The following is an 18,562-nucleotide window of genomic DNA, read 5'->3' as shown; positions in this document are numbered from 1 at the left end:
ATCGGCGCCGTTTGATGGCGGCGCCAGAACTGAGCAGTTTTTAACCATGTCTGTGTTCACCCCCCTGGCTCGGCCCGAGCTGGAAACCTTTCTCGCCCCATACGGGCTCGGCCGTCTGCTCGATTTCCAGGGGATCGCCGCCGGCAGCGAAAACACCAACTTCTTCATCAGCATGGAAAAGGGCGAGTTCGTCCTGACCCTGGTCGAGCGCGGCCCGGTGCAGGAAATGCCGTTCTTCATCGACCTGCTCGACGTGTTGCACGAGGCCGATCTGCCGGTGCCTTACGCACTGCGAACCACCGATGGCGTGGCCCTGCGCGAGCTGAAAGGCAAGCCGGCGCTGCTGCAACCGCGCCTGGCCGGCAAACACATCAAGCAGGCCAACGCCCAGCATTGCGCGCAGGTTGGCGACTTGCAGGCGCATCTGCATCTGGCGACCCTGGGCGACAACATGATCAAGCGCAAGACCGATCGTGGCCTGGACTGGATGCTGGAAGAGGGCACGCAGTTTCTTTCGCATTTGAGCGATGAGCCGCGCGCGCTGCTGCAAACCGCGCTGGATGAAATCACCCGACAGAAAGAGAAAATTCTCGCGTTGCCACGGGCGAACATCCACGCCGACCTGTTCCGCGACAATGCGATGTTCGAAGGCACGCACCTGACCGGGCTGATCGACTTCTACAACGCCTGTTCGGGGCCGATGCTCTACGACGTGGCAATTGCCCTGAACGACTGGTGTTCGGACGATGACGGCCTGATCGACGGCCCACGTGCGCGGGCTTTTCTGGGGGCCTATGCGGCACTGCGTCCGTTTACGGCGGCTGAGGCCGAACTGTGGCCGACCATGCTGCGAGTGGCGTGCGTGCGGTTCTGGCTATCGCGCCTGATTGCGGCGGAATCGTTCGCCGGGCAGGACGTGTTGATTCACGATCCGAAAGAGTTCGAGCTACGCTTGGGCCAGCGTCAGCAGGTCAGCACACCGCTACCTTTCGCCCTGTAAAAGAAAAAACCGCAGCCTGTGCAGGCTGCGGTTTTTTTGTATCAGAGCGATTCCAGACAACCCGCCAGATCATTCCCCAGCTTCTCCAGCACTTGCTCGTAACCCTGAGCCGTCGCTGGCGTGTACCCGCCCAACGCATCCAGTTCCGCCAGTTTCACCGGCAGACCTGCCACCAGGGTCTCGGCCAGACGTGGACGCAGCGGCGGCTCACTGAACACGCAGGTCTTGCCGACTTCCTGCAAACGCGTGCGCATTGCCGCCACATGCTGGGCGCCGGGTTGCACTTCTGCCGCAACGCTGAACACGCCGGTGTGTTTCAAGCCGTAGGCGTCTTCGAAGTAGTCGAAGGCTTCGTGGAAGACGAAGTAGGGTTTGCCTTCAACACTGGCCAGACGTTTCTTCAAGCGCTGATCCAGTGCATCCAGACGCTCATCGAACGCCTTGGCGTTGCTCTGATAGCGCTCGGCATTGGCCGGGTCGGCGGCACTCAGGTCCGCAGCCATCTTGTCGGCAATAACCCGCGCGTTCACCGGCGATAGCCACAAATGCGCATCGAGGCTGCCCGGGCGGTGGTCGTGATCGTGTTCGTCGGCTTCTTCTGCGTGGGAGTGGCTGTCCGCAGCGAAGCGGCGCAGCTTCATGCCCGGCAGGTCCTGTACGGCAACGCTCGGCAGCGTACGACCGTTCAGCACGCGAGGCAGGAAGCCTTCCATGTCCGGGCCAATCCAGTACAGCAGGTCCACCGATTGCACCTTGCGCACGTCGGACGGACGCAACGCGTAGTTATGCGGCGAAGCGCCCGGTGGCAGCAGCACTTCAGGAATCGCCACGCCGTCCTGCACCGCAGCGGCAATCAGTTGCAGGGGCTTGATGCTGGTGAGGACTCTGACCTCGGCCTGAGCCGGACCGATCAGCAGAAAACCGGTGATGAATACGACAAAAACAGAAAAAAGTCGGGACACGATGACCACTCAATGAGGCGAGAACGGGTAACATAATAACGTCTCTAACCAAACTCGTCGCCGCTCATGCCTATTACACCGATTGCCAGCCGTCCCCACGACCACTCGCACTGCGTTCACAGCGCGCTGTCCGAGGCCGATGCCCTGTGTGCACAGAAAGGCCTGCGCCTGACCGCGTTGCGTCGGCGGGTGCTGGAACTGGTCTGGCAGAGCCACAAGCCGCTGGGTGCCTACGACATTCTGGCGGTACTCAGCGAGCAGGATGGCCGCCGCGCTGCGCCGCCAACCGTGTACCGGGCGCTGGATTTCCTGCTGGAAAATGGCCTGGTGCACCGCATTTCCTCGCTGAACGCCTTCGTCGGCTGCGTTCACCCGAAGCATTCGCACCAGGGTCAGTTCCTGATCTGTCGCGAATGCCATGCCGCCATCGAGCTTGAGCAAAAAACCATCAGCGACGCCATCGTCCACAGTGCCAAGGATGTCGGCTTCATTGTCGAGGCCCAGACCGTCGAAGTGGTCGGCCTCTGCTCCGGTTGCCGGGGGGCTTGATGAGCGATGCGCTGATCCGTCTGGAGCAGGTGGCGGTCCGGTTTGCCGGGCAGAACGTGCTGGACAACATCCACCTGAGCGTCGAGCCGGGGCAGATCGTCACCCTGATCGGCCCCAATGGCGCGGGCAAGACCACGTTGGTGCGTGCCGTGCTCGGGCTGCTGAAACCCGACAGCGGCAGCGTCTGGCGCAAGCCGAAACTGCGCGTCGGCTACATGCCGCAAAAACTTCACGTCGATCCGACCCTGCCCCTTTCGGTGCTGCGCTTCCTGCGGCTGGTGCCGGGCGTCGATCGCCCGCGTGCGCTGGCGGCACTCAAGGAAGTCGGCGCCGAGCACGTCATCGACAGCCCGGTGCAAAGCGTTTCCGGCGGTGAAATGCAGCGCGTGCTGCTGGCCCGGGCGCTGCTGCGCGAGCCGGAATTGCTGGTGCTCGACGAGCCGGTACAGGGCGTCGACGTTGCCGGGCAAGCCGAGCTGTACAGCCTGATCACCCGCTTGCGTGACCGCCACGGCTGCGGCGTGCTGATGGTGTCTCACGATCTGCATCTGGTGATGAGCACCACCGATCAGGTGGTGTGCCTCAACCGTCACGTCTGCTGCTCCGGGCATCCCGAGCAGGTCAGTGGCGATCCGGCCTTCGTCGAGCTGTTCGGCAACAACGCGCCGAGCCTGGCGATCTATCACCACCATCATGACCACGCCCACGACCTGCACGGTTCGGTGGTCAAAGGGCCCCTTTCGGCTCAACCTCACGTTCACGGAGATAGCTGCAAGCATGGCTGATTTTCTGTTCTACGCCCTGCTTGCAGGTCTGGCGCTAGCGGTGGTCGCGGGGCCGCTGGGCTCGTTCGTGGTCTGGCGGCGCATGGCCTATTTTGGCGACACGCTGTCCCACGCCGCACTGCTCGGCGTGGCGCTGGGTTTTCTGCTGGATGTCAGCCCGACCGTGGCGGTGACCGTTGGCTGCCTGTTGCTGGCGGTGCTGCTGGTGACCTTGCAGCAGCGTCAGCCACTGGCGTCCGACACGCTGTTGGGCATTCTTGCGCCTAGCACGCTCTCTCTCGGGCTGGTGGTACTAAGCTTCATGCATGAAGTGCGGATCGACCTGATGGCCTATCTGTTCGGCGACCTGCTGGCGATCAGTCCGACCGACTTGGCGTGGATCCTCGGTGGCAGCGCGGCGGTGCTGGTGTTGCTGGTGACGCTGTGGCGACCGCTGCTGGCGATCACCGTGCACGAAGAACTGGCCAAAGTCGAAGGCCTGCCGGTGGCCGGGTTGCGCATGGCGCTGATGCTGCTGATCGCAGTGGTGATCGCCGTGGCGATGAAAATCGTCGGTGTGTTGCTGATTACTTCGCTGTTGATCATCCCGGCGGCTGCGGCACAACGTCACGCCCGTTCGCCGGAGCAGATGGCACTGGGCGCGAGCGTGCTGGGCATGCTCGCCGTGTGTGGCGGGCTGGCGCTGTCCTGGTTCAAGGACACCCCGGCCGGCCCGTCAATCGTTGTGACGGCGGCCGCACTGTTTCTGCTGAGTTTTGTTCTGCCCCGTCGAGGGGTGTAGACTTGCTCGTTTTTTGCGCAAATAGAGAGTCGCAGGAATGAAGCCGTTCGCCTCCCGTTATCTGCTCCTTGTGGCCTTTTCAGTGCTGCTGGGCGCCTGCCAAAGCACGCCGCCGGTGGCCGAAGTCCCCGATGCGCGGGCCACGGCCATCGCACAGCTGGAGCAAAGCCTGGCCAGCAGCGAACTGGCCACTGCCGAAGACCAATTGGCAGCCTTGCAGGCCGAAACACCCAACGATCAATCCCTCGAGCAATACCAGCGTCAGTTGGCCGAAGCCTATCTGCGCCGTAGCCAGATCGTCCTGCAGAAGGGCGATGTGAATGCGGCCGCAACCGCGCTGGCCCGTGCCCGCGTGCTGATGCCCAAGGCCCCGGCGCTGACCGGTGGCGTCAATGGCGCGATCACCGAAGCGCGCAAGGCCGAGCTGGAGAAAGCCGAAGCAGCGCTGCAAGCCGCTGAAGCCAAGCCGAAAGCCAAGGTGATCGATCCGACCGCCGAAAGCACCACGGTTGCGCTGAACATCACCGATAGCCGCAAACTTCGCCGCCAACTGGATGCGATTGCCGCCGATGTGGTGAATTACGACTGTGCGGTGAGCATTCAGGCCCCGCGCACCAATGATTACCCATGGCTGGCGACGTTGATCACCAAGCGCGTGAAGAAGCTTGATCCGGATTTCGATCTGCAAATCAAAAAGCAGATTCTGCGCAGCGTTCCTGCTCAAGTAGTCTTGAGTCCTCGCAAGCCATAAGAAATCGCGAGCAGGCTCGCTCCCACAGGTACAACATGATTCCTGTGGGAGCGAGCCTGCTCGCGATGACTATTTCAGGCATTACAAAACTATCAGGCCGGAATCGCCTTGGCCTTGGCTTCCCTATCCCAAACCCGATGCTGCCCGATTGCGGCAAAAAACGGCTTGGTTAGCGCCGATACATCCTTGCCCTCCAGTAATCCCGCATCCACCTCCAGCTTCAACACATCCAGCAACTGTTTGGCCTCGCCATGCAGTGCAATCGCCTTCAAATGCTTGTACGCCTCCAGCAGGTAATGCAACGCCACGCCGTCACCGCTCAATGCCTTGACCGACGCCGCGCCACCCGGCACGAACACCGCGTCGAACGCTACCGAAGGCAAACCTTCCATCGACGCATCCACCGCCAGGCTTTTGCCATCGGCAGTCTTCACTGGCGCCGAGGTCGGGCCGAGCAGTTTGGCGTGCGCTCCTTCTGCCTCCAGCGCCTTCTTCATCGCTTCAATTGCAGCACCATTGACGCCGTTGGCCGCGAGGATCGCGACTTTCCGTGTCTTGATGTTTTCCGGCAACAGGTTGGCCTGACTCAACGCCGGCGAGCGCTCCAGTGATGTTTTCGGCACGTCCACAGTACCTTTGCCTGGCGCTGGCAGACCCAGGTTGGCCGCCACGCGTTTGGCCAGATCCAGATCGATGTTGGCGAGAATCTCGTTCACTTCCCGCGCCCGGATGAACTCACGCTCAACCTTGCCCAACTCGAAGCTGTAGGCAGCGATGATGTGCTCTTTCTCGTGCGGGCTCATGCTGTTGAAAAACAGGCGCGCCTGGGAAAAGTGGTCGCTGAACGACTCGCTGCGCTGACGGATCTTGTTGGCGTCGATACGCTCCGGATAGCTCTCGAACCCGCCGTCCTGCGCCGCCGGTGGGGTTTCTTTCGGCCAGCCGCCATCGATGGAATTCGGCTCGTATGACGCGCGGCCCTTGTCGATCACCGTGCGGTGCTGGGCATCGCGCTGGCCGTTGTGGAAAGGTGCGACCGGGCGATTGATCGGCAGCTCATGGAAGTTCGGCCCGCCGAGTCGGCTGATCTGCGTGTCCGTGTAGGAAAACAACCGGCCTTGCAGCAGCGGGTCATTGGAGAAGTCGATCCCCGGCACGATATGGCCGGGGCAGAACGCGACCTGTTCGGTCTCGGCGAAGAAGTTGTCCGGGTTGCGGTTGAGGGTCATCTTGCCCAGTGGTGTGATCGGGACGATTTCCTCGGGAATCAGTTTGGTCGGGTCGAGGATGTCGAAATCGAAGTCGTGCTCGTTTTCCTCCTCGATGACCTGTACGCCAAGTTCCCATTCCGGGTAGTCCCCGGTCTCGATGGCCTCCCAGAGATCGCGCCGATGGTAGTCGGTGTCTTTACCGGCGAGCTTCTGCGCCTCGTCCCACACCAAGGAGCAGGTGCCGGCAGTAGGGCGCCAGTGGAATTTGACGAAGCGTGATTTGCCTTCGGCGTTGATCAGCCGGAAGGTGTGCACGCCGAAGCCCTGCATACTGCGCAGGCTTTTCGGGATGGCCCGGTCGGACATGGCCCAGATGACCATGTGCGCCGATTCCGGCACCAGCGAAACGAAGTCCCAGAAGGTATCGTGGGCCGAGCCGCCGGTGGGGATTTCGTTGTGCGGCTCGGGTTTTACGGCGTGGACGAAGTCGGGAAACTTGATCGCGTCCTGTATGAAAAATACCGGCATGTTATTGCCGACCAGATCGAAGTTGCCTTCGTCGGTGAAGAACTTCACGGCAAAACCACGCACGTCACGCACCGTATCGCCGGAACCACGTGGCCCCTGCACCGTGGAAAATCGTACGAACACCGGGGTTTTCTTCCCCGGATCCTGCAGGAAACCGGCCTTGGTCAGCGTCGAATGGTTCTCGTAGCTCTGAAAGAAACCATGGGCGCCGGTGCCGCGGGCGTGGACGATGCGCTCCGGAATCCGCTCATGGTCAAAGTGCGTGATCTTTTCACGCATGATGAAGTCTTCCAGCAGCGACGGCCCGCGAGCACCGGCCTTGAGGGTGTTCTGGTTGTCCGCAACCTTCACGCCCTGATTGGTGCGCAGGGCCTGGCCGGTGGCGTCAGAGCGAAATTTTTCCAGGCTGTCGAGTTTGGCGTTGGTGTTGGCGCGATCCGGAGTGTCGGTTCCGGCCAGCTCACTTTTGGAAGGGACAGGTTTTTTGCTGCTCATCAGACGTAAACTCCTCGTTTGACCTCGGTGTTGCCGAGGCTCTTGAGTGGTTCCCGGGCACGGCGCCCGGAGTTTCAAGTCGCTTACTTAGTGACTGATGAGGGTTTTGGCCGTTCCTTTTTTATGACCTTTGATCGCGTTATTGCCAAATGAAAGGTTGAATGCGGAATAAATGCTAATAACCTCTATACGGACAGGCTAAAATGCGCGCCCGGCTAACCGCTGATCCTTTTCCAACGCGCCCCACAAGGTTCGCTACGTGATCGAGTTTCAAAACGTCCATAAGACTTACCGCGTCGCCGGTAAGGACATCACCGCGCTGCACCCGACCAGCTTCTCCATCGAGAACGGTCAGGTGTTCGGCCTGATTGGCCATTCCGGTGCGGGAAAAAGTACCCTGCTGCGTCTGATCAATCGCCTGGAGCAATCCAGTGGCGGCAAGATCATCGTCGACGGCGAAGAAGTCACCGCGCTGGACGCCAACGGCCTGCGCCGTTTCCGTCAGCAGGTCGGGATGATCTTCCAGCACTTCAACCTGCTGGCGTCCAAGACCGTGGCCGACAACGTAGCGCTGCCGCTGACCCTGGCCGGTGAACTGTCCCGTGCCGAGATCGACCAGCGTGTGGCCGAGTTGCTGGCGCGGGTCGGTCTGTCCGATCACGCCAAAAAGTACCCGGCACAGCTGTCCGGCGGTCAGAAGCAGCGCGTCGGCATCGCCCGTGCTCTGGCGACCAAGCCGAAGATCCTGCTGTGCGACGAAGCTACCAGCGCCCTCGACCCGCAGACCACGGCGTCGGTCCTGCAATTGCTGGCCGAGATCAACCGCGAGCTGAAGCTGACCATCGTCCTGATTACTCACGAGATGGATGTGATCCGCCGCGTGTGCGATCAGGTCGGCGTGATGGACGCCGGTGTGATCGTCGAGCAAGGTTCGGTGGCTGATGTGTTCCTGCATCCGAAGCACCCGACCACCAAGCGTTTCGTGCAGGAAGACGAACAGATCGACGAAGGTGAGCAGCGCGATGACTTCGCTCACGTGCCGGGCCGCATCGTGCGTCTGACCTTCCAGGGCGAAGCGACCTACGCGCCGTTGCTCGGTACCGTCGCCCGGGAAACCGGTGTGGACTACAGCATCCTGGCCGGTCGTATCGACCGCATCAAAGACATTCCTTACGGGCAATTGACCCTCGCCGTCACCGGTGGCGACATGGAAGCGGCTTTCGCCCGCTTCACCGCCGCTGACGTTCACATGGAGGTGTTGCGCTAATGGAAGACCTGATGAGTTTCTTCACCAATATCGACTGGTACGAAATCTGGCTCGCCACGGGCGACACCATGATGATGCTCGGCGGTTCGCTGCTGTTCACCGTGCTGCTCGGCCTGCCGCTGGGCGTGTTGCTGTTCCTGTGCAGCCCGCGTCAGTTGCTCGAAGCCAAAGGTGTGTACGCCTTGCTGTCGCTGGTGGTGAACATCCTGCGTTCGCTGCCGTTCATCATTCTGTTGATCGTGATGATCCCGTTCACCGTGCTGATCACCGGCACCTCGCTGGGCGTGGCCGGTGCGATTCCGCCGCTGGTAGTAGGTGCAACGCCGTTCTTCGCGCGGCTGGTGGAAACCGCCCTGCGTGAAGTCGATCGCGGCATCATCGAAGCGACCCAGTCGATGGGCGCGACCACTCGCCAGATCATCATGAACGCCTTGCTGCCGGAAGCCCGTCCGGGCATCTTCGCAGCGATTACGGTGACGGCGATTACACTGGTTTCCTACACGGCGATGGCCGGTGTGGTCGGCGCCGGTGGCCTGGGTGACCTGGCGATCCGTTTCGGCTATCAGCGGTTCCAGACCGACGTGATGATCGTGACCGTGGTGTTGCTGCTGATTCTGGTGCAAGTGCTGCAAATGGTTGGCGACCGACTGGTCGTACACTTCTCGCGCAAATAACCGGTTTTGTAATGACATGAGCCGGCCATTCGCTGGCAGGCGCCAGACGGGCGCCGTAAAAAGGAGTTAGCTGAATGAAAAAACTGATCGTTGCCCTGGCTGCCGTTGCAGCGTTCTCGGCCCACGCCGACGAAACCCTGACCGTTGCTGCCACCCCGGTGCCGCACGCGGAAATCCTCGAGTTCGTGAAGCCGGTACTGGCCAAAGAAGGCGTGGATCTGAAGGTCAAGGTCTTCACCGACTACGTTCAGCCGAACGTACAGGTGGCCGAGAAGCGTCTGGACGCCAACTTCTTCCAGCACCAGCCGTACCTCGATGAGTTCAACAAGGCCAAGGGCACCAGCCTGGTTTCCGTGACCGGCGTGCACCTGGAACCGCTGGGCGCCTATTCCAGCAAGTTCAAGAAAATCGAAGAGCTGCCAGGCGGCGCCAACGTGGTGATCCCGAACGACGCCACCAACGGCGGCCGTGCGCTGTTGCTGCTGGCCAAGGCTGGCGTGATCACCCTGAAGGATCCGACCAACATCCTGTCGACCGTCAAGGACATCGCCCAGAACCCGAAAAACCTGAAGATCCGTGAACTGGAAGCCGCGACCATCCCGCGCGTGCTGACCCAGGTGGACCTGGCGCTGATCAACACCAACTACGCGCTGGAAGCCAAGCTCGATCCGTCCAAGGATGCGCTGGTCATCGAAGGCAGCGACTCGCCTTACGTGAACATCCTGGTGTCCCGCGCGGACAATAAGGACAGCGACGCCATGAAGAAACTGGCCGCTGCGCTGCACAGCCCGGAAGTGAAGAAATTCATTACCGAGAAGTACAAGGGCGCGGTATTGCCGGCGTTCTGATCTGGTTTTGCTGCAAAAAAGGGGCGCATTCAATGCGCCCCTTTTTTGTGCTTGAAACACCGTCCCTGTGGGAGCGAGCTTGCTCGCGAAAACGGTGTGTCAGTCAATACAGATGTTGAATGTGCTGGCCTCTTCCCGAGCAAGCTCGCTCCCACATTGGACTGTGTTGGTCTTACTTGCGGTTCAACATCACCGGCAACTGCGCCACCAGCTTGGCGTTGTTCAACGGCGCACGAATAAACCCGCGTTGCGTCCCGTCCGGCCCGATCACTGCCAGATTGCCGCTGTGATCCACCGTGTAATTCGGCTTGCTGGTGTCCGCCGGAATGAACGGAATGCTCACCGCGTTCGCCACCTTCTGCAGCTCATCGATCGACTTCGGCGTCAGGCCGATGAACTGTGGATCGAAGTAACCCAGATACTGCTTCAACTGCGCAGGGTTGTCGCGGTTAGGGTCGACGCTGACCAGCACGATCTGCAATTTATCCACAGCGTCCTTCGGCAGCTCGCTCTTGATCTGGCGCAGCTGGGCGAGGGTGGTCGGGCAGATGTCCGGGCAGAAGGTGTAGCCGAAGAACAGCAGGCTCCACTTGCCCTTGAGCGCGTTGACCGTGACCGGCTGGCCGTCCTGATTGGTCATCGTCACTCCCGGCAGGTTACGGCTCTGCGGCAGCAGGATGATGCCGGCGTCGATCAGTGCGGTCGGGTCGCCCTGGCCCTTGCCGCTCAGCACTTTGTTGACGGTCAGGCCGAGGATCAGCGCGATCACGGCGACGAGGATGAAGACGGTTTTCTGGGTTCGAGTCATAGGTTCAACAGTAAGTAGTGGTCTACGAGCAGGGCGATGAACAGCAGAAACAAGTACCAGATAGAGTACTTGAAGGTGTTGATCGCCGCGTGCGGCCGAGTGCCACGGTACAGCACCACGGCCCATTGCAGAAACCGCGCGCCCAGACCGAGCGCGCAGATCAGGTACAGCAGGCCGCTCATGTGGATCACATACGGCAGCAGGCTCACCGCCAGCAGGGCGAAGGTGTACAGCAGAATGTGCACCTTGGTGTAGCGCTCGCCGTGGGTGACCGGCAGCATCGGAATGTCGGCCTTGGCGTATTCCTCCTTGCGATGGATGGCCAGCGCCCAGAAGTGCGGCGGGGTCCAGGCGAAGATGATGAGCACCAGCAGCAACGGTTCGGCGCTGACGTGTCCGGTAGCGGCGGTCCAACCAAGCAGCGGCGGGGCAGCGCCAGCAAGACCGCCGATGACGATGTTCTGCGGCGTCGCGCGCTTGAGGAAACCGGTGTAGATCACCGCGTAGCCGAGCAGAGAAGCCAAAGTCAGCCACGCGGTCAGCGGATTGGTGAAGGTCAGCAGCAAGGCCTGGCCGAGCAGCGCCAGCACCAGCGCAAAGGTCAGTGCTCCTGTGGGTGAAACCCGGCCCTCGGCCAGCGGCCGTTTATGGGTGCGGGCCATGACCGCATCGATGCGCCGATCCACGACATGATTGACCGCCGCCGCGCCACCGGCACACAACGCGATCCCCAGGTTGCCGAACACCAGCACCGTCCACGGCACCCCGGCGCGGGTCGCGAGGAACATGCCCACCAGAGAGGTGATCAGCATCAGCACCACGACTTTCGGTTTGGTCAGCTCCAGGTAATCACGCCACAGCGCCTGCGCCGGACGTTCGCCGATCAGAATCGCCATGGCGTCTCTCCTTTAATAGTGATGGGCGCCGCCGAGTGTTTGCGCGGGCTCAGGCGCCAGCGCGCGATCATCGGCTGCTTGACCCGAACCAGGCTGGTCCGCGCGTGATAGTTGACCAGCACCATCGTCAGCAGCAGCGCTGCGCCGCCGGCGTTGTGCGCCACGGCCACCGGCAGCGGCAGATGAAACAGCACATTGCTGATGCCAAGGGTAATCTGCGCGGCGAGGGCGATCAGCACCAGCCCGGCCAGTCGCGTCATGCCCACCACTTTCAGTTGCCACGCCAGACCAAGCAGGACGATCGTCACCAGCAACGCGCCGATGCGGTGGGTCAGGTGAATCGCCGTGCGCGCATCGCTGTCGAGTTGCCCGCCGAGGTAATTGGGGCCGATGTGCTGGGTCAGGTGAAAACCGTTGGCGAAATCCGCCGGCGGCAGCCATTGGCCGTGGCAGGTCGGGAAGTCGATGCAGGCCACCGCCGCATAGTTGGAGCTGACCCAGCCGCCGAGAGCAATCTGGCCGATCACCAGCAACAGGCCGGCAGTCGCCCAATATTGCAGACGCTTGGGCACGGTCAGCGCCGGCAGCACGCCGGACAGTCTTAACGTCAGTAGAAACAGCAGGCTCAAGGTCGCGAAGCCACCGAGCAGATGCCCGGTCACCACTTGCGGCCAGAGCTTGAGCGTCACCGTCCACATGCCGAACGCCGCTTGGGCGAACACCACAGCCAGCAGAAACAGCGGTAGTTTCAGCGGTTGCCCGGGATGACGGCGGTTCACCCACGCCCTCCCGGCCAGTACTGAAATCAGCATGCCGAGGGTGCCGGCAAAGTAGCGGTGGATCATCTCGTTCCAGCCTTTGTGCGCCTCTACTGGCGAGTCGGGGTAATGCAGTTCGGCATGGGCCAGTTGGGCTTCGCTTTTTGGCACGCTGATGAACCCGTAGCAGCCCGGCCAGTCCGGACAGCCGAGGCCGGCGTGGGTCAGGCGGGTGTAGGCGCCGAGCAGCACCACGATCAGTGCCAGCAGGGTGGCAAACAGCGCGAGGCGAAATCCAGGTTTGGCCATGACGATGCCCTTATCCGATGTTCGACAGTTTCAGCAGGTGGCGCAGGTCGTTGAGCAGATCCTTGCCCTTGACGCTCGGGTCGTAGCGCAGCACGAGGTTGCCGTGGGGGTCGATGATCCACAGCTGCGGCGTGGCTTTGTCGCCGGTAGCTTTGCTGAACGCGGCGCTATCTAGCGGGTAACGTTGCAGTTGCGGATATTCGCGGCTCAGTTTGGCTTCATAGTCGGCGGTCAGTGGTTGCGCGGCAGCGAGTGCATGGCTGGCGCGCCCGGCTTCGCGGCCCAGGCCGATCTGGATCTGCCGCGCCAGGTACACCAGTTGCTGGCAATCCACCGCGCAGTCCTTCGGCGCGGTGACCAGCATTTGCCAGCGCATTTCGTCAGCCTGGATGCCGAGGTCGGCGCGGGTCTGGCCGTTGCCGATCAGTTCGCCGTGATAGCTGCGACCTTCCGGCACCCAGAACTGCAACTTGTACATGCCGGTGGCGAGGATCATCGGACCGACCACGCCAAGCACGATCAGCAGCAGCTGGATGCGTCCGCGGCGGCGACTGGCCGGGGCTTTTGCTTCAGACATGCTGGGTGGATTCATGGCCGCTCCCATGGTGTTTCTCCTTTGCGTTGTGCCAGCCGAGATAGAGGTAAAGACCGAACAGGGCGGTGGCCATGGCGAACCACTGCACGGCGTAACCGAGGTGTTTTTCCGGGCCCATCGCGACCACCGGCCAGTCGGCCTGATAGCTGGCCGGGCCGGGTTCGGCGCGTAATTCGTAGGCGAAGCCGTCGCGTTCGAGGGTTTTCCACAGCTTCGCGGGCTCGACGGCGGTGACGGTTTGCGGCCAGCTGCTGCTGACCGGATCGGCATGCAGCTGGAAGGTGGCGCCGGGGGCGACATACACCCAGGCATCGACATTCACGGCATCGGTCGGTGTGTTGAATTGCGGGGCCGTGCGCCGGTCCGGCCACGGCAGCCAGCCGCGATTGACCAACAGCCACTGGCCGCTGCGTTGATCCTGAAACGGTTGCAGCAATTCGACGCCGACCTTGCCGTTGCGCTGACGGTTGTCCAGCAACAGGCTGTGGGCGGCATCGAACTGGCCGTGCAGATGCACCCGGCGAAAGGCCGGGTCGGCGCTGTGCAGCAACTCGGTGCTGGCCATTGGTTCGGCGGCGCGGCGCTCGGCGTAGCTGGCGAGCAGGGCGGTTTTCTCCGCGCCCCGGCCCAGTTGCCAGAAGCCTAGCGAAATCAGCAACGGTAGCAGCAGGCCGACCACCAGTGTCGGCACCACGCCCGGCCGGAAGCGCTTCATGGTCGCGCCAGAAAATCAGTGAGTGCGATCGCTATACTCAAGTGCATCGCTTGTTCCCCCGGAGTTCTTCCCATGCTCAAAGCAGCCATCGTCCTGATGCTGATTGCCACGGTGGTCAGCCTGTTCAGCGGCCTGTTTTTCCTGGTCAAGGACGACAGCAGCTCGAATCGGCTGGTGATCGCCTTGAGTGTTCGGGTGACGTTGGCCGCTGTCACCGTCGGCTTGATTGCCTGGGGTTTCTACAGCGGCCAACTGGTGTCGCACGCGCCTTGGTAGCTCTGTTCCTCAGAGCACGTAAACGAAGATGAACAAGCCGATCCACACCACGTCGACGAAGTGCCAATACCAGCTCGCCGCTTCAAAACCGAACTGATGTTCGTTGTCGAAGTGGCCCTTCATGATGCGCATCAGCATCACGAACAGAATGATCGTGCCGATGGTCACGTGGGCGCCGTGGAAACCGGTGAGCATGAAGAACGTCGCGCCGTAGATGCCCGAGCCGAGGGTCAGCCCCAGTTCGTGGTAGGCGTGGATGTATTCTTCGGCCTGGAAGCCGAGGAACGCGCAGCCCAGCAGCACGGTGATCGCCAGCCACAGTTTCAGCGCGCCGCGATGACCTTTCTTCAGCGCGTGGTGGGCGATGGTGATGGTCACGCTGGAACTTACCAGCAGGATGGTGTTGATCAGCGGCAGGCCCCAGGGGCTGATGACTTCCTTGGGCGGCGGGAACAGTTTCGGATCCGGCGTGTGCAGCAGCGGCCAGGTGAACTGGAAGTTCGGCCAGAGCATGTGGGCGATGCCTTTGGTGCCTTCGCCGCCCAGCGCCGGGCCGGAAATGTGCCGCACGTAGAACAGCGCACCGAAGAAGGCGATGAAGAACATCACCTCGGAGAAGATGAACCAGCTCATGCCCCAGCGAAACGAGCGATCCAGCTGCGGGCTGTACAACCCCGCGCGGCTTTCCTTGATCACCGTGCCGAACCAGCCGAACAGCATGTACGCCAGCAACAGGCCGCCGACGAAAAAGATCAGCGGGCCGTGGGATTCCGGACGCGCTGCCTTCAGATCGTTGAACCAGGTCGCCAGACCGTACACGGTGACGAACATCCCCACCGTGGCCACGATCGGCCACTTGCTCTGGGCCGGGACGTAATAGTGCTCATGAGTTGCCATTTATTGTTCTCCTTATCGGGCACGCTTAACCGCCAGTGTTTGCAGCCACCGGAGGATGTCGGGCGGTGATATCGAACAGCGTGTAGGACAGCGTCAGGTGCTTCACGTCCTTGGGCATGTCGCGGTCAACGATGAAACGCACCGGCATCTCGATCTGCTGACCGGGCTGCAGCACCTGCTGGGTAAAGCAAAAGCATTCGGTCTTGTGGAAATACGCGGCCGCATTGCTCGGCGCGATGCTCGGCACCGCTTGCGCGCTCATCGGTTTGTCGGTGGGATTGCGCGCGATGAAGATCATCTCGTTCACCGCGCCGGGGTTGGCCGTCAGTTCGTCATGCTTGGGATAGAAGTCCCACGGCATGTCGGCGGTGTTGGTCGACAGAAACTGCACCCGCACCTGCCGCGAAGCATCGACGGTCTGCTCGCCCTCGTACTGCCCGGCGGTCTTGCCGTTGATGCCGAACGCCTTGCACATCACGTCGTAGATCGGCACCAGGGCAAAACCGAAGACGAACATCGCCACCACCACACCGAGCAGTCGGGTGACCAGCTTCTTCATCGAAATCGAGTCAGCCATGATTAATGTCTCTACCGAGAGCCCTTGTGGGAGCGAGCCTGCTCGCGATGCAGGCGCTACGGTCTAGCAGGCAGACCGCGTCATCGTTCATCGCGAGCAGGCTCGCTCCCACATAGGGTTGGATTTTCATTTCACTTCCGGCGGCGTGGTGAAGGTGTGATACGGCGCCGGTGACGGCACGCTCCATTCCAGACCTTCGGCGCCATCCCACGGTTTGGCCGGTGCCGGCTCGCCGCCACGGATGGTCTTGATCACGATGAACAGGAAGAAGATCTGCGTGGCACCGAACATGAACGCGCCGATCGACGAGACCATGTTGAAGTCGGCGAACTGCAGGTTGTAGTCCGGAATCCGCCGAGGCATGCCCGCCAGGCCCACGAAGTGCATCGGGAAGAACGTCAGGTTCATGCCGACGAAGGACAGCCAGAAGTGCAGCTTGCCCAGGGTTTCGTCGTACATGTGGCCGGTCCATTTCGGCAGCCAGTAGTAGGCAGACGCGAAAATCCCGAAGATCGCCCCCGGCACCAGCACGTAGTGGAAGTGCGCAACCACGAAGTAGGTGTCCTGGTACTGGAAGTCCGCCGGGGCGATGGCCAGCATCAGACCGGAGAAACCGCCGATGGAGAACAGGATCACGAACGCCACGGCAAACAGCATCGGCGTCTCGAAGGTCATCGAGCCTTGCCACATGGTGCTGGCCCAGTTGAACACCTTCACCCCGGTCGGCACCGCGATCAGCATCGTCGCGTACATGAAGAACAACTCCCCCACCAGCGGAATGCCCACCACGAACATGTGGTGCGCCCAGACGATGAACGACAGGAATGCGATGCTCGCCGTGGCGTAGACCATCGAGGTGTAGCCGAACAGCGGCTTGCGCGAGAAAGTCGGGATGATCTGGCTGACGGCGCCGAAGGCCGGCAGGATCATGATGTACACCTCGGGGTGGCCGAAGAACCAGAACACATGCTGGAACAGCACCGGGTCACCGCCACCGGCGGCACTGAAGAAGCTGGTGCCGAAGTGGATGTCCATCAGCATCATCGTCACGCACCCGGCCAGCACCGGCATCACCGCGATCAGCAGGAACGCGGTGATCAGCCAGGTCCAGACGAACAGCGGCATTTTCATCAGGGTCATGCCGGGGGCGCGCAGGTTGAGGATGGTCGCGATCACGTTGATCGCGCCCATGATCGAACTGATCCCCATCAGGTGGATGGCGAAGATGAAGAACGTCACGCTTTCCGGCGCATAGGTGGTGGACAGCGGTGCGTAGAACGTCCAGCCGAAGTTCGGCCCGCCACCGGGGGTGAACAGGGTCGAGACCAGCAGCAGGAACGCCGCCGGCAGCAGCCAGAAGCTGAAGTTGTTCATCCGCGGCAGGGCCATGTCCGGCGCGCCGACCATCAGCGGGATCATCCAGTTGGCGAGGCCGACGAACGCCGGCATCACCGCACCGAACACCATTACCAGACCGTGCATGGTGGTCATCTGGTTGAAGAACGCCGGCTCGACGATCTGCAGGCCGGGCTGGAACAGCTCGGCACGGATCACCATGGCGAACGAGCCGCCGAGCAGGAACATGCAGAACGCAAACCACAGGTACAGCGTGCCGATGTCCTTGTGGTTGGTGGTCAGCACCCAGCGCATCAGGCCTTTGGCGGGGCCGTGGGCGTGGTCGTGGTCGGCATGACCGTGGTCATCGATGACAGCGCTCATGGCCGGTCTCCTTCAAGAGAGTGGACTGGGCAAGCCGGGACGCAGAGCCCCGACCGGTTCACGAAGTACGCAATAGACCGGCTCATTTGCTTTCCGCCTGTTTCAGCTCCAGCACTTCTTTTGGCGTGACCATGTCGCCCTTGTTGTTGCCCCAGGCGTTACGTTCGTAGGTCACGACCGCTGCGATATCGACTTCCGACAGCTGCTTGCCGAACGCCGCCATGGCGGTGCCCGGTTTACCGTGGAACACCAGGCTCAGATGCGCCTCTTTCGGGCCGGTGGCGATTTTCGAGCCCTTGAGTGCCGGGAACATCGGCGGCAAGCCCTGGCCTTCCGCCTGGTGACAGGCGACGCAGGTGGTGTGGTAGATCTTGTCGCCGCGTTCCTTGAGTTCGTCGAGGGTCCATTCCTTGCTGGTCAGCTCCTTGAGCTGCAACGCTTCGGCCTTGCGCTCGGCGAGCCATTTTTCGTAGTCGGCCTTCTCTTTGACGTCGACCACGATCGGCATGAAGCCGTGGTCCTTGCCGCACAGTTCGGCGCACTGACCACGGTAGAGGCCGGGCTTGTCGATGCGGGTCCAGGCTTCGTTGACGAACCCGGGAATCGCATCGCGCTTGACCGCGAAGGCCGGCACCCACCAGGAGTGGATCACGTCGGCGGAGGTCACGAGGAAGCGCACCTTGGCCCCGGTCGGTAGCACCAGTGGCTTGTCGACCTCAAGCAGGTAATGCTCGCCCTTGGCTTCCTTGTTGTGGATCTGCTCGGCGGGGGTGGCCAGGTTGCTGAAGAACTCGACGTCCTGGCCCAGGTATTTGTAATGCCACTTCCACTGATAACCGGTGATCTGGATATCGATATCCGGCTCACTGGTGTCGTACATCTTGATCAGGGTCGCGGTCGCCGGAACGGCCATCGCCACCAGGATCAGCAGCGGGACGACGGTCCAGAGAATTTCGACGGTGGTGCTTTCGTGGAATTTTGCGGCGACCTGCCCGGTAGAACGGCGGTGCACCATCATCGACCAGAACATGGCGCCGAAGACGATGATCCCGATCACCACACAGATCCAGAAAATGGTCATGTGCAGGTCGAATACTGCGTGACTGATTTCAGTCGCTCCAGGCGCCATATTCACAGTCCAGGCAGCTTGCGCCGGGCTGA

Annotated in this window: 20 protein-coding genes; 9 read left to right on the top strand and 11 right to left on the bottom strand. The window is 61.7% G+C overall.

All coding sequences use genetic code 11. The annotated features are described in order from the left end of the window. The first annotated feature begins 46 nt into the window (after nt 1-46). The gene (locus tag N8H71_RS03890; protein WP_262192985.1) at nt 47-1,000 is read left to right on the top strand and encodes a homoserine kinase; all 954 of its coding nucleotides are present in this window, start codon (nt 47-49) and stop codon (nt 998-1,000) included. A 41-nt stretch (nt 1,001-1,041) separates the two neighbouring features. Here N8H71_RS03890 and N8H71_RS03885 read toward each other — a convergent pair whose 3' ends face one another. Continuing rightward, a complete protein-coding gene (locus N8H71_RS03885; RefSeq protein ID WP_201819634.1) occupies nt 1,042-1,971 on the bottom strand; it encodes a zinc ABC transporter substrate-binding protein in 930 nt (309 codons plus the stop codon). Nucleotides 1,972-2,028: 57 nt separating this feature from the next. Between N8H71_RS03885 and zur the strand changes: the two genes are divergently transcribed. Genes zur through N8H71_RS03865 form a run of 4 tightly spaced genes read left to right on the top strand, consistent with a single transcriptional unit; the run spans nt 2,029 to nt 4,828 of the window. After that, nucleotides 2,029-2,511: a zinc uptake transcriptional repressor Zur gene (gene zur, locus N8H71_RS03880; protein WP_011331783.1), complete on the top strand. Its 483-nt coding sequence runs from the start codon at nt 2,029-2,031 to the stop codon at nt 2,509-2,511. Continuing rightward, the gene (znuC, locus tag N8H71_RS03875) at nt 2,511-3,296 is read left to right on the top strand and encodes a zinc ABC transporter ATP-binding protein ZnuC (protein ID WP_085690422.1); all 786 of its coding nucleotides are present in this window, start codon (nt 2,511-2,513) and stop codon (nt 3,294-3,296) included. The genes zur and znuC overlap by 1 nt, the downstream gene beginning before the upstream one ends. Beyond that, complete coding sequence (gene znuB / locus N8H71_RS03870) at nt 3,289-4,077, top strand: zinc ABC transporter permease subunit ZnuB (protein WP_007954005.1); 789 nt, start codon at nt 3,289-3,291, stop codon at nt 4,075-4,077. Before znuC ends, znuB begins: the two co-directional genes overlap by 8 nt. 37 nt (nt 4,078-4,114) lie before the next feature. After that, the gene (locus tag N8H71_RS03865) at nt 4,115-4,828 is read left to right on the top strand and encodes a PA5502 family lipoprotein (RefSeq protein WP_064592487.1); all 714 of its coding nucleotides are present in this window, start codon (nt 4,115-4,117) and stop codon (nt 4,826-4,828) included. A 92-nt stretch (nt 4,829-4,920) separates the two neighbouring features. Here N8H71_RS03865 and katE read toward each other — a convergent pair whose 3' ends face one another. Then, nucleotides 4,921-7,062 carry a catalase HPII gene (katE, locus tag N8H71_RS03860; protein ID WP_262192983.1) on the bottom strand — a complete coding sequence of 714 codons (2,142 nt, stop codon included), beginning with the start codon at nt 7,060-7,062 and terminating at the stop codon, nt 4,921-4,923. 259 nt (nt 7,063-7,321) lie between these two features. Between katE and N8H71_RS03855 the strand changes: the two genes are divergently transcribed. The 3 genes from N8H71_RS03855 (at nt 7,322) to N8H71_RS03845 (ending at nt 9,851) form a co-directional block, all read left to right on the top strand. Further along, on the top strand, nt 7,322-8,329 hold the full coding sequence (locus N8H71_RS03855) for a methionine ABC transporter ATP-binding protein (protein ID WP_207984536.1): 1,008 nt from the start codon (nt 7,322-7,324) through the stop codon (nt 8,327-8,329). Further along, the gene (locus tag N8H71_RS03850) at nt 8,329-9,003 is read left to right on the top strand and encodes a methionine ABC transporter permease (protein WP_007953997.1); all 675 of its coding nucleotides are present in this window, start codon (nt 8,329-8,331) and stop codon (nt 9,001-9,003) included. The genes N8H71_RS03855 and N8H71_RS03850 overlap by 1 nt, the downstream gene beginning before the upstream one ends. 74 nt (nt 9,004-9,077) lie before the next feature. Then, complete coding sequence (locus tag N8H71_RS03845) at nt 9,078-9,851, top strand: MetQ/NlpA family ABC transporter substrate-binding protein (RefSeq protein WP_262192982.1); 774 nt, start codon at nt 9,078-9,080, stop codon at nt 9,849-9,851. A 172-nt stretch (nt 9,852-10,023) separates the two neighbouring features. Here N8H71_RS03845 and N8H71_RS03840 read toward each other — a convergent pair whose 3' ends face one another. Genes N8H71_RS03840 through N8H71_RS03820 form a run of 5 tightly spaced genes read right to left on the bottom strand, consistent with a single transcriptional unit; the run spans nt 10,024 to nt 13,932 of the window. Then, nucleotides 10,024-10,659: an SCO family protein gene (locus N8H71_RS03840; RefSeq protein WP_262192980.1), complete on the bottom strand. Its 636-nt coding sequence runs from the start codon at nt 10,657-10,659 to the stop codon at nt 10,024-10,026. Beyond that, nucleotides 10,656-11,555 carry a heme o synthase gene (gene cyoE, locus N8H71_RS03835; protein WP_262192978.1) on the bottom strand — a complete coding sequence of 300 codons (900 nt, stop codon included), beginning with the start codon at nt 11,553-11,555 and terminating at the stop codon, nt 10,656-10,658. The genes N8H71_RS03840 and cyoE overlap by 4 nt, the downstream gene beginning before the upstream one ends. Further along, entirely contained in the window at nt 11,543-12,622 is a 1,080-nt protein-coding gene (locus tag N8H71_RS03830; RefSeq protein WP_262192976.1) for a COX15/CtaA family protein, read from the bottom strand. The genes cyoE and N8H71_RS03830 overlap by 13 nt, the downstream gene beginning before the upstream one ends. Nucleotides 12,623-12,632: 10 nt before the next feature. Then, a complete protein-coding gene (locus N8H71_RS03825) occupies nt 12,633-13,226 on the bottom strand; it encodes a hypothetical protein (RefSeq protein WP_262192975.1) in 594 nt (197 codons plus the stop codon). Next, complete coding sequence (locus N8H71_RS03820; protein WP_262192974.1) at nt 13,192-13,932, bottom strand: SURF1 family protein; 741 nt, start codon at nt 13,930-13,932, stop codon at nt 13,192-13,194. The genes N8H71_RS03825 and N8H71_RS03820 overlap by 35 nt, the downstream gene beginning before the upstream one ends. 72 nt (nt 13,933-14,004) lie before the next feature. On the opposite strand from N8H71_RS03820, the gene N8H71_RS03815 reads away from it, so the two are divergent. Beyond that, nucleotides 14,005-14,208, top strand: a complete 204-nt coding sequence (locus N8H71_RS03815; RefSeq protein WP_064592503.1) for a twin transmembrane helix small protein — start codon at nt 14,005-14,007, stop codon at nt 14,206-14,208. Nucleotides 14,209-14,217: 9 nt separating this feature from the next. Here N8H71_RS03815 and N8H71_RS03810 read toward each other — a convergent pair whose 3' ends face one another. From N8H71_RS03810 to coxB, 4 genes are all read right to left on the bottom strand, one after another. Beyond that, entirely contained in the window at nt 14,218-15,105 is an 888-nt protein-coding gene (locus N8H71_RS03810) for a cytochrome c oxidase subunit 3 (protein ID WP_011331798.1), read from the bottom strand. A gap of 25 nt (nt 15,106-15,130) precedes the next feature. After that, entirely contained in the window at nt 15,131-15,682 is a 552-nt protein-coding gene (locus N8H71_RS03805; protein WP_011331799.1) for a cytochrome c oxidase assembly protein, read from the bottom strand. 126 nt (nt 15,683-15,808) lie between these two features. After that, nucleotides 15,809-17,401: a cytochrome c oxidase subunit I gene (gene ctaD, locus N8H71_RS03800; protein WP_007953983.1), complete on the bottom strand. Its 1,593-nt coding sequence runs from the start codon at nt 17,399-17,401 to the stop codon at nt 15,809-15,811. Between the two features lie 82 nt (nt 17,402-17,483). After that, the coding region (coxB, locus tag N8H71_RS03795; protein WP_279309518.1) for a cytochrome c oxidase subunit II at nt 17,484-18,562 on the bottom strand (1,079 nt) is incomplete at its 5' end.

Source organism: Pseudomonas koreensis, assembly GCF_025447595.1.
GTDB classification, from domain to species: Bacteria; Pseudomonadota; Gammaproteobacteria; order Pseudomonadales; family Pseudomonadaceae; genus Aquipseudomonas; species Aquipseudomonas koreensis_H.
The sequence above is the reverse complement of the archived record's forward strand: the minus strand, read 5'-3'. Positions and strand labels throughout refer to the sequence as shown.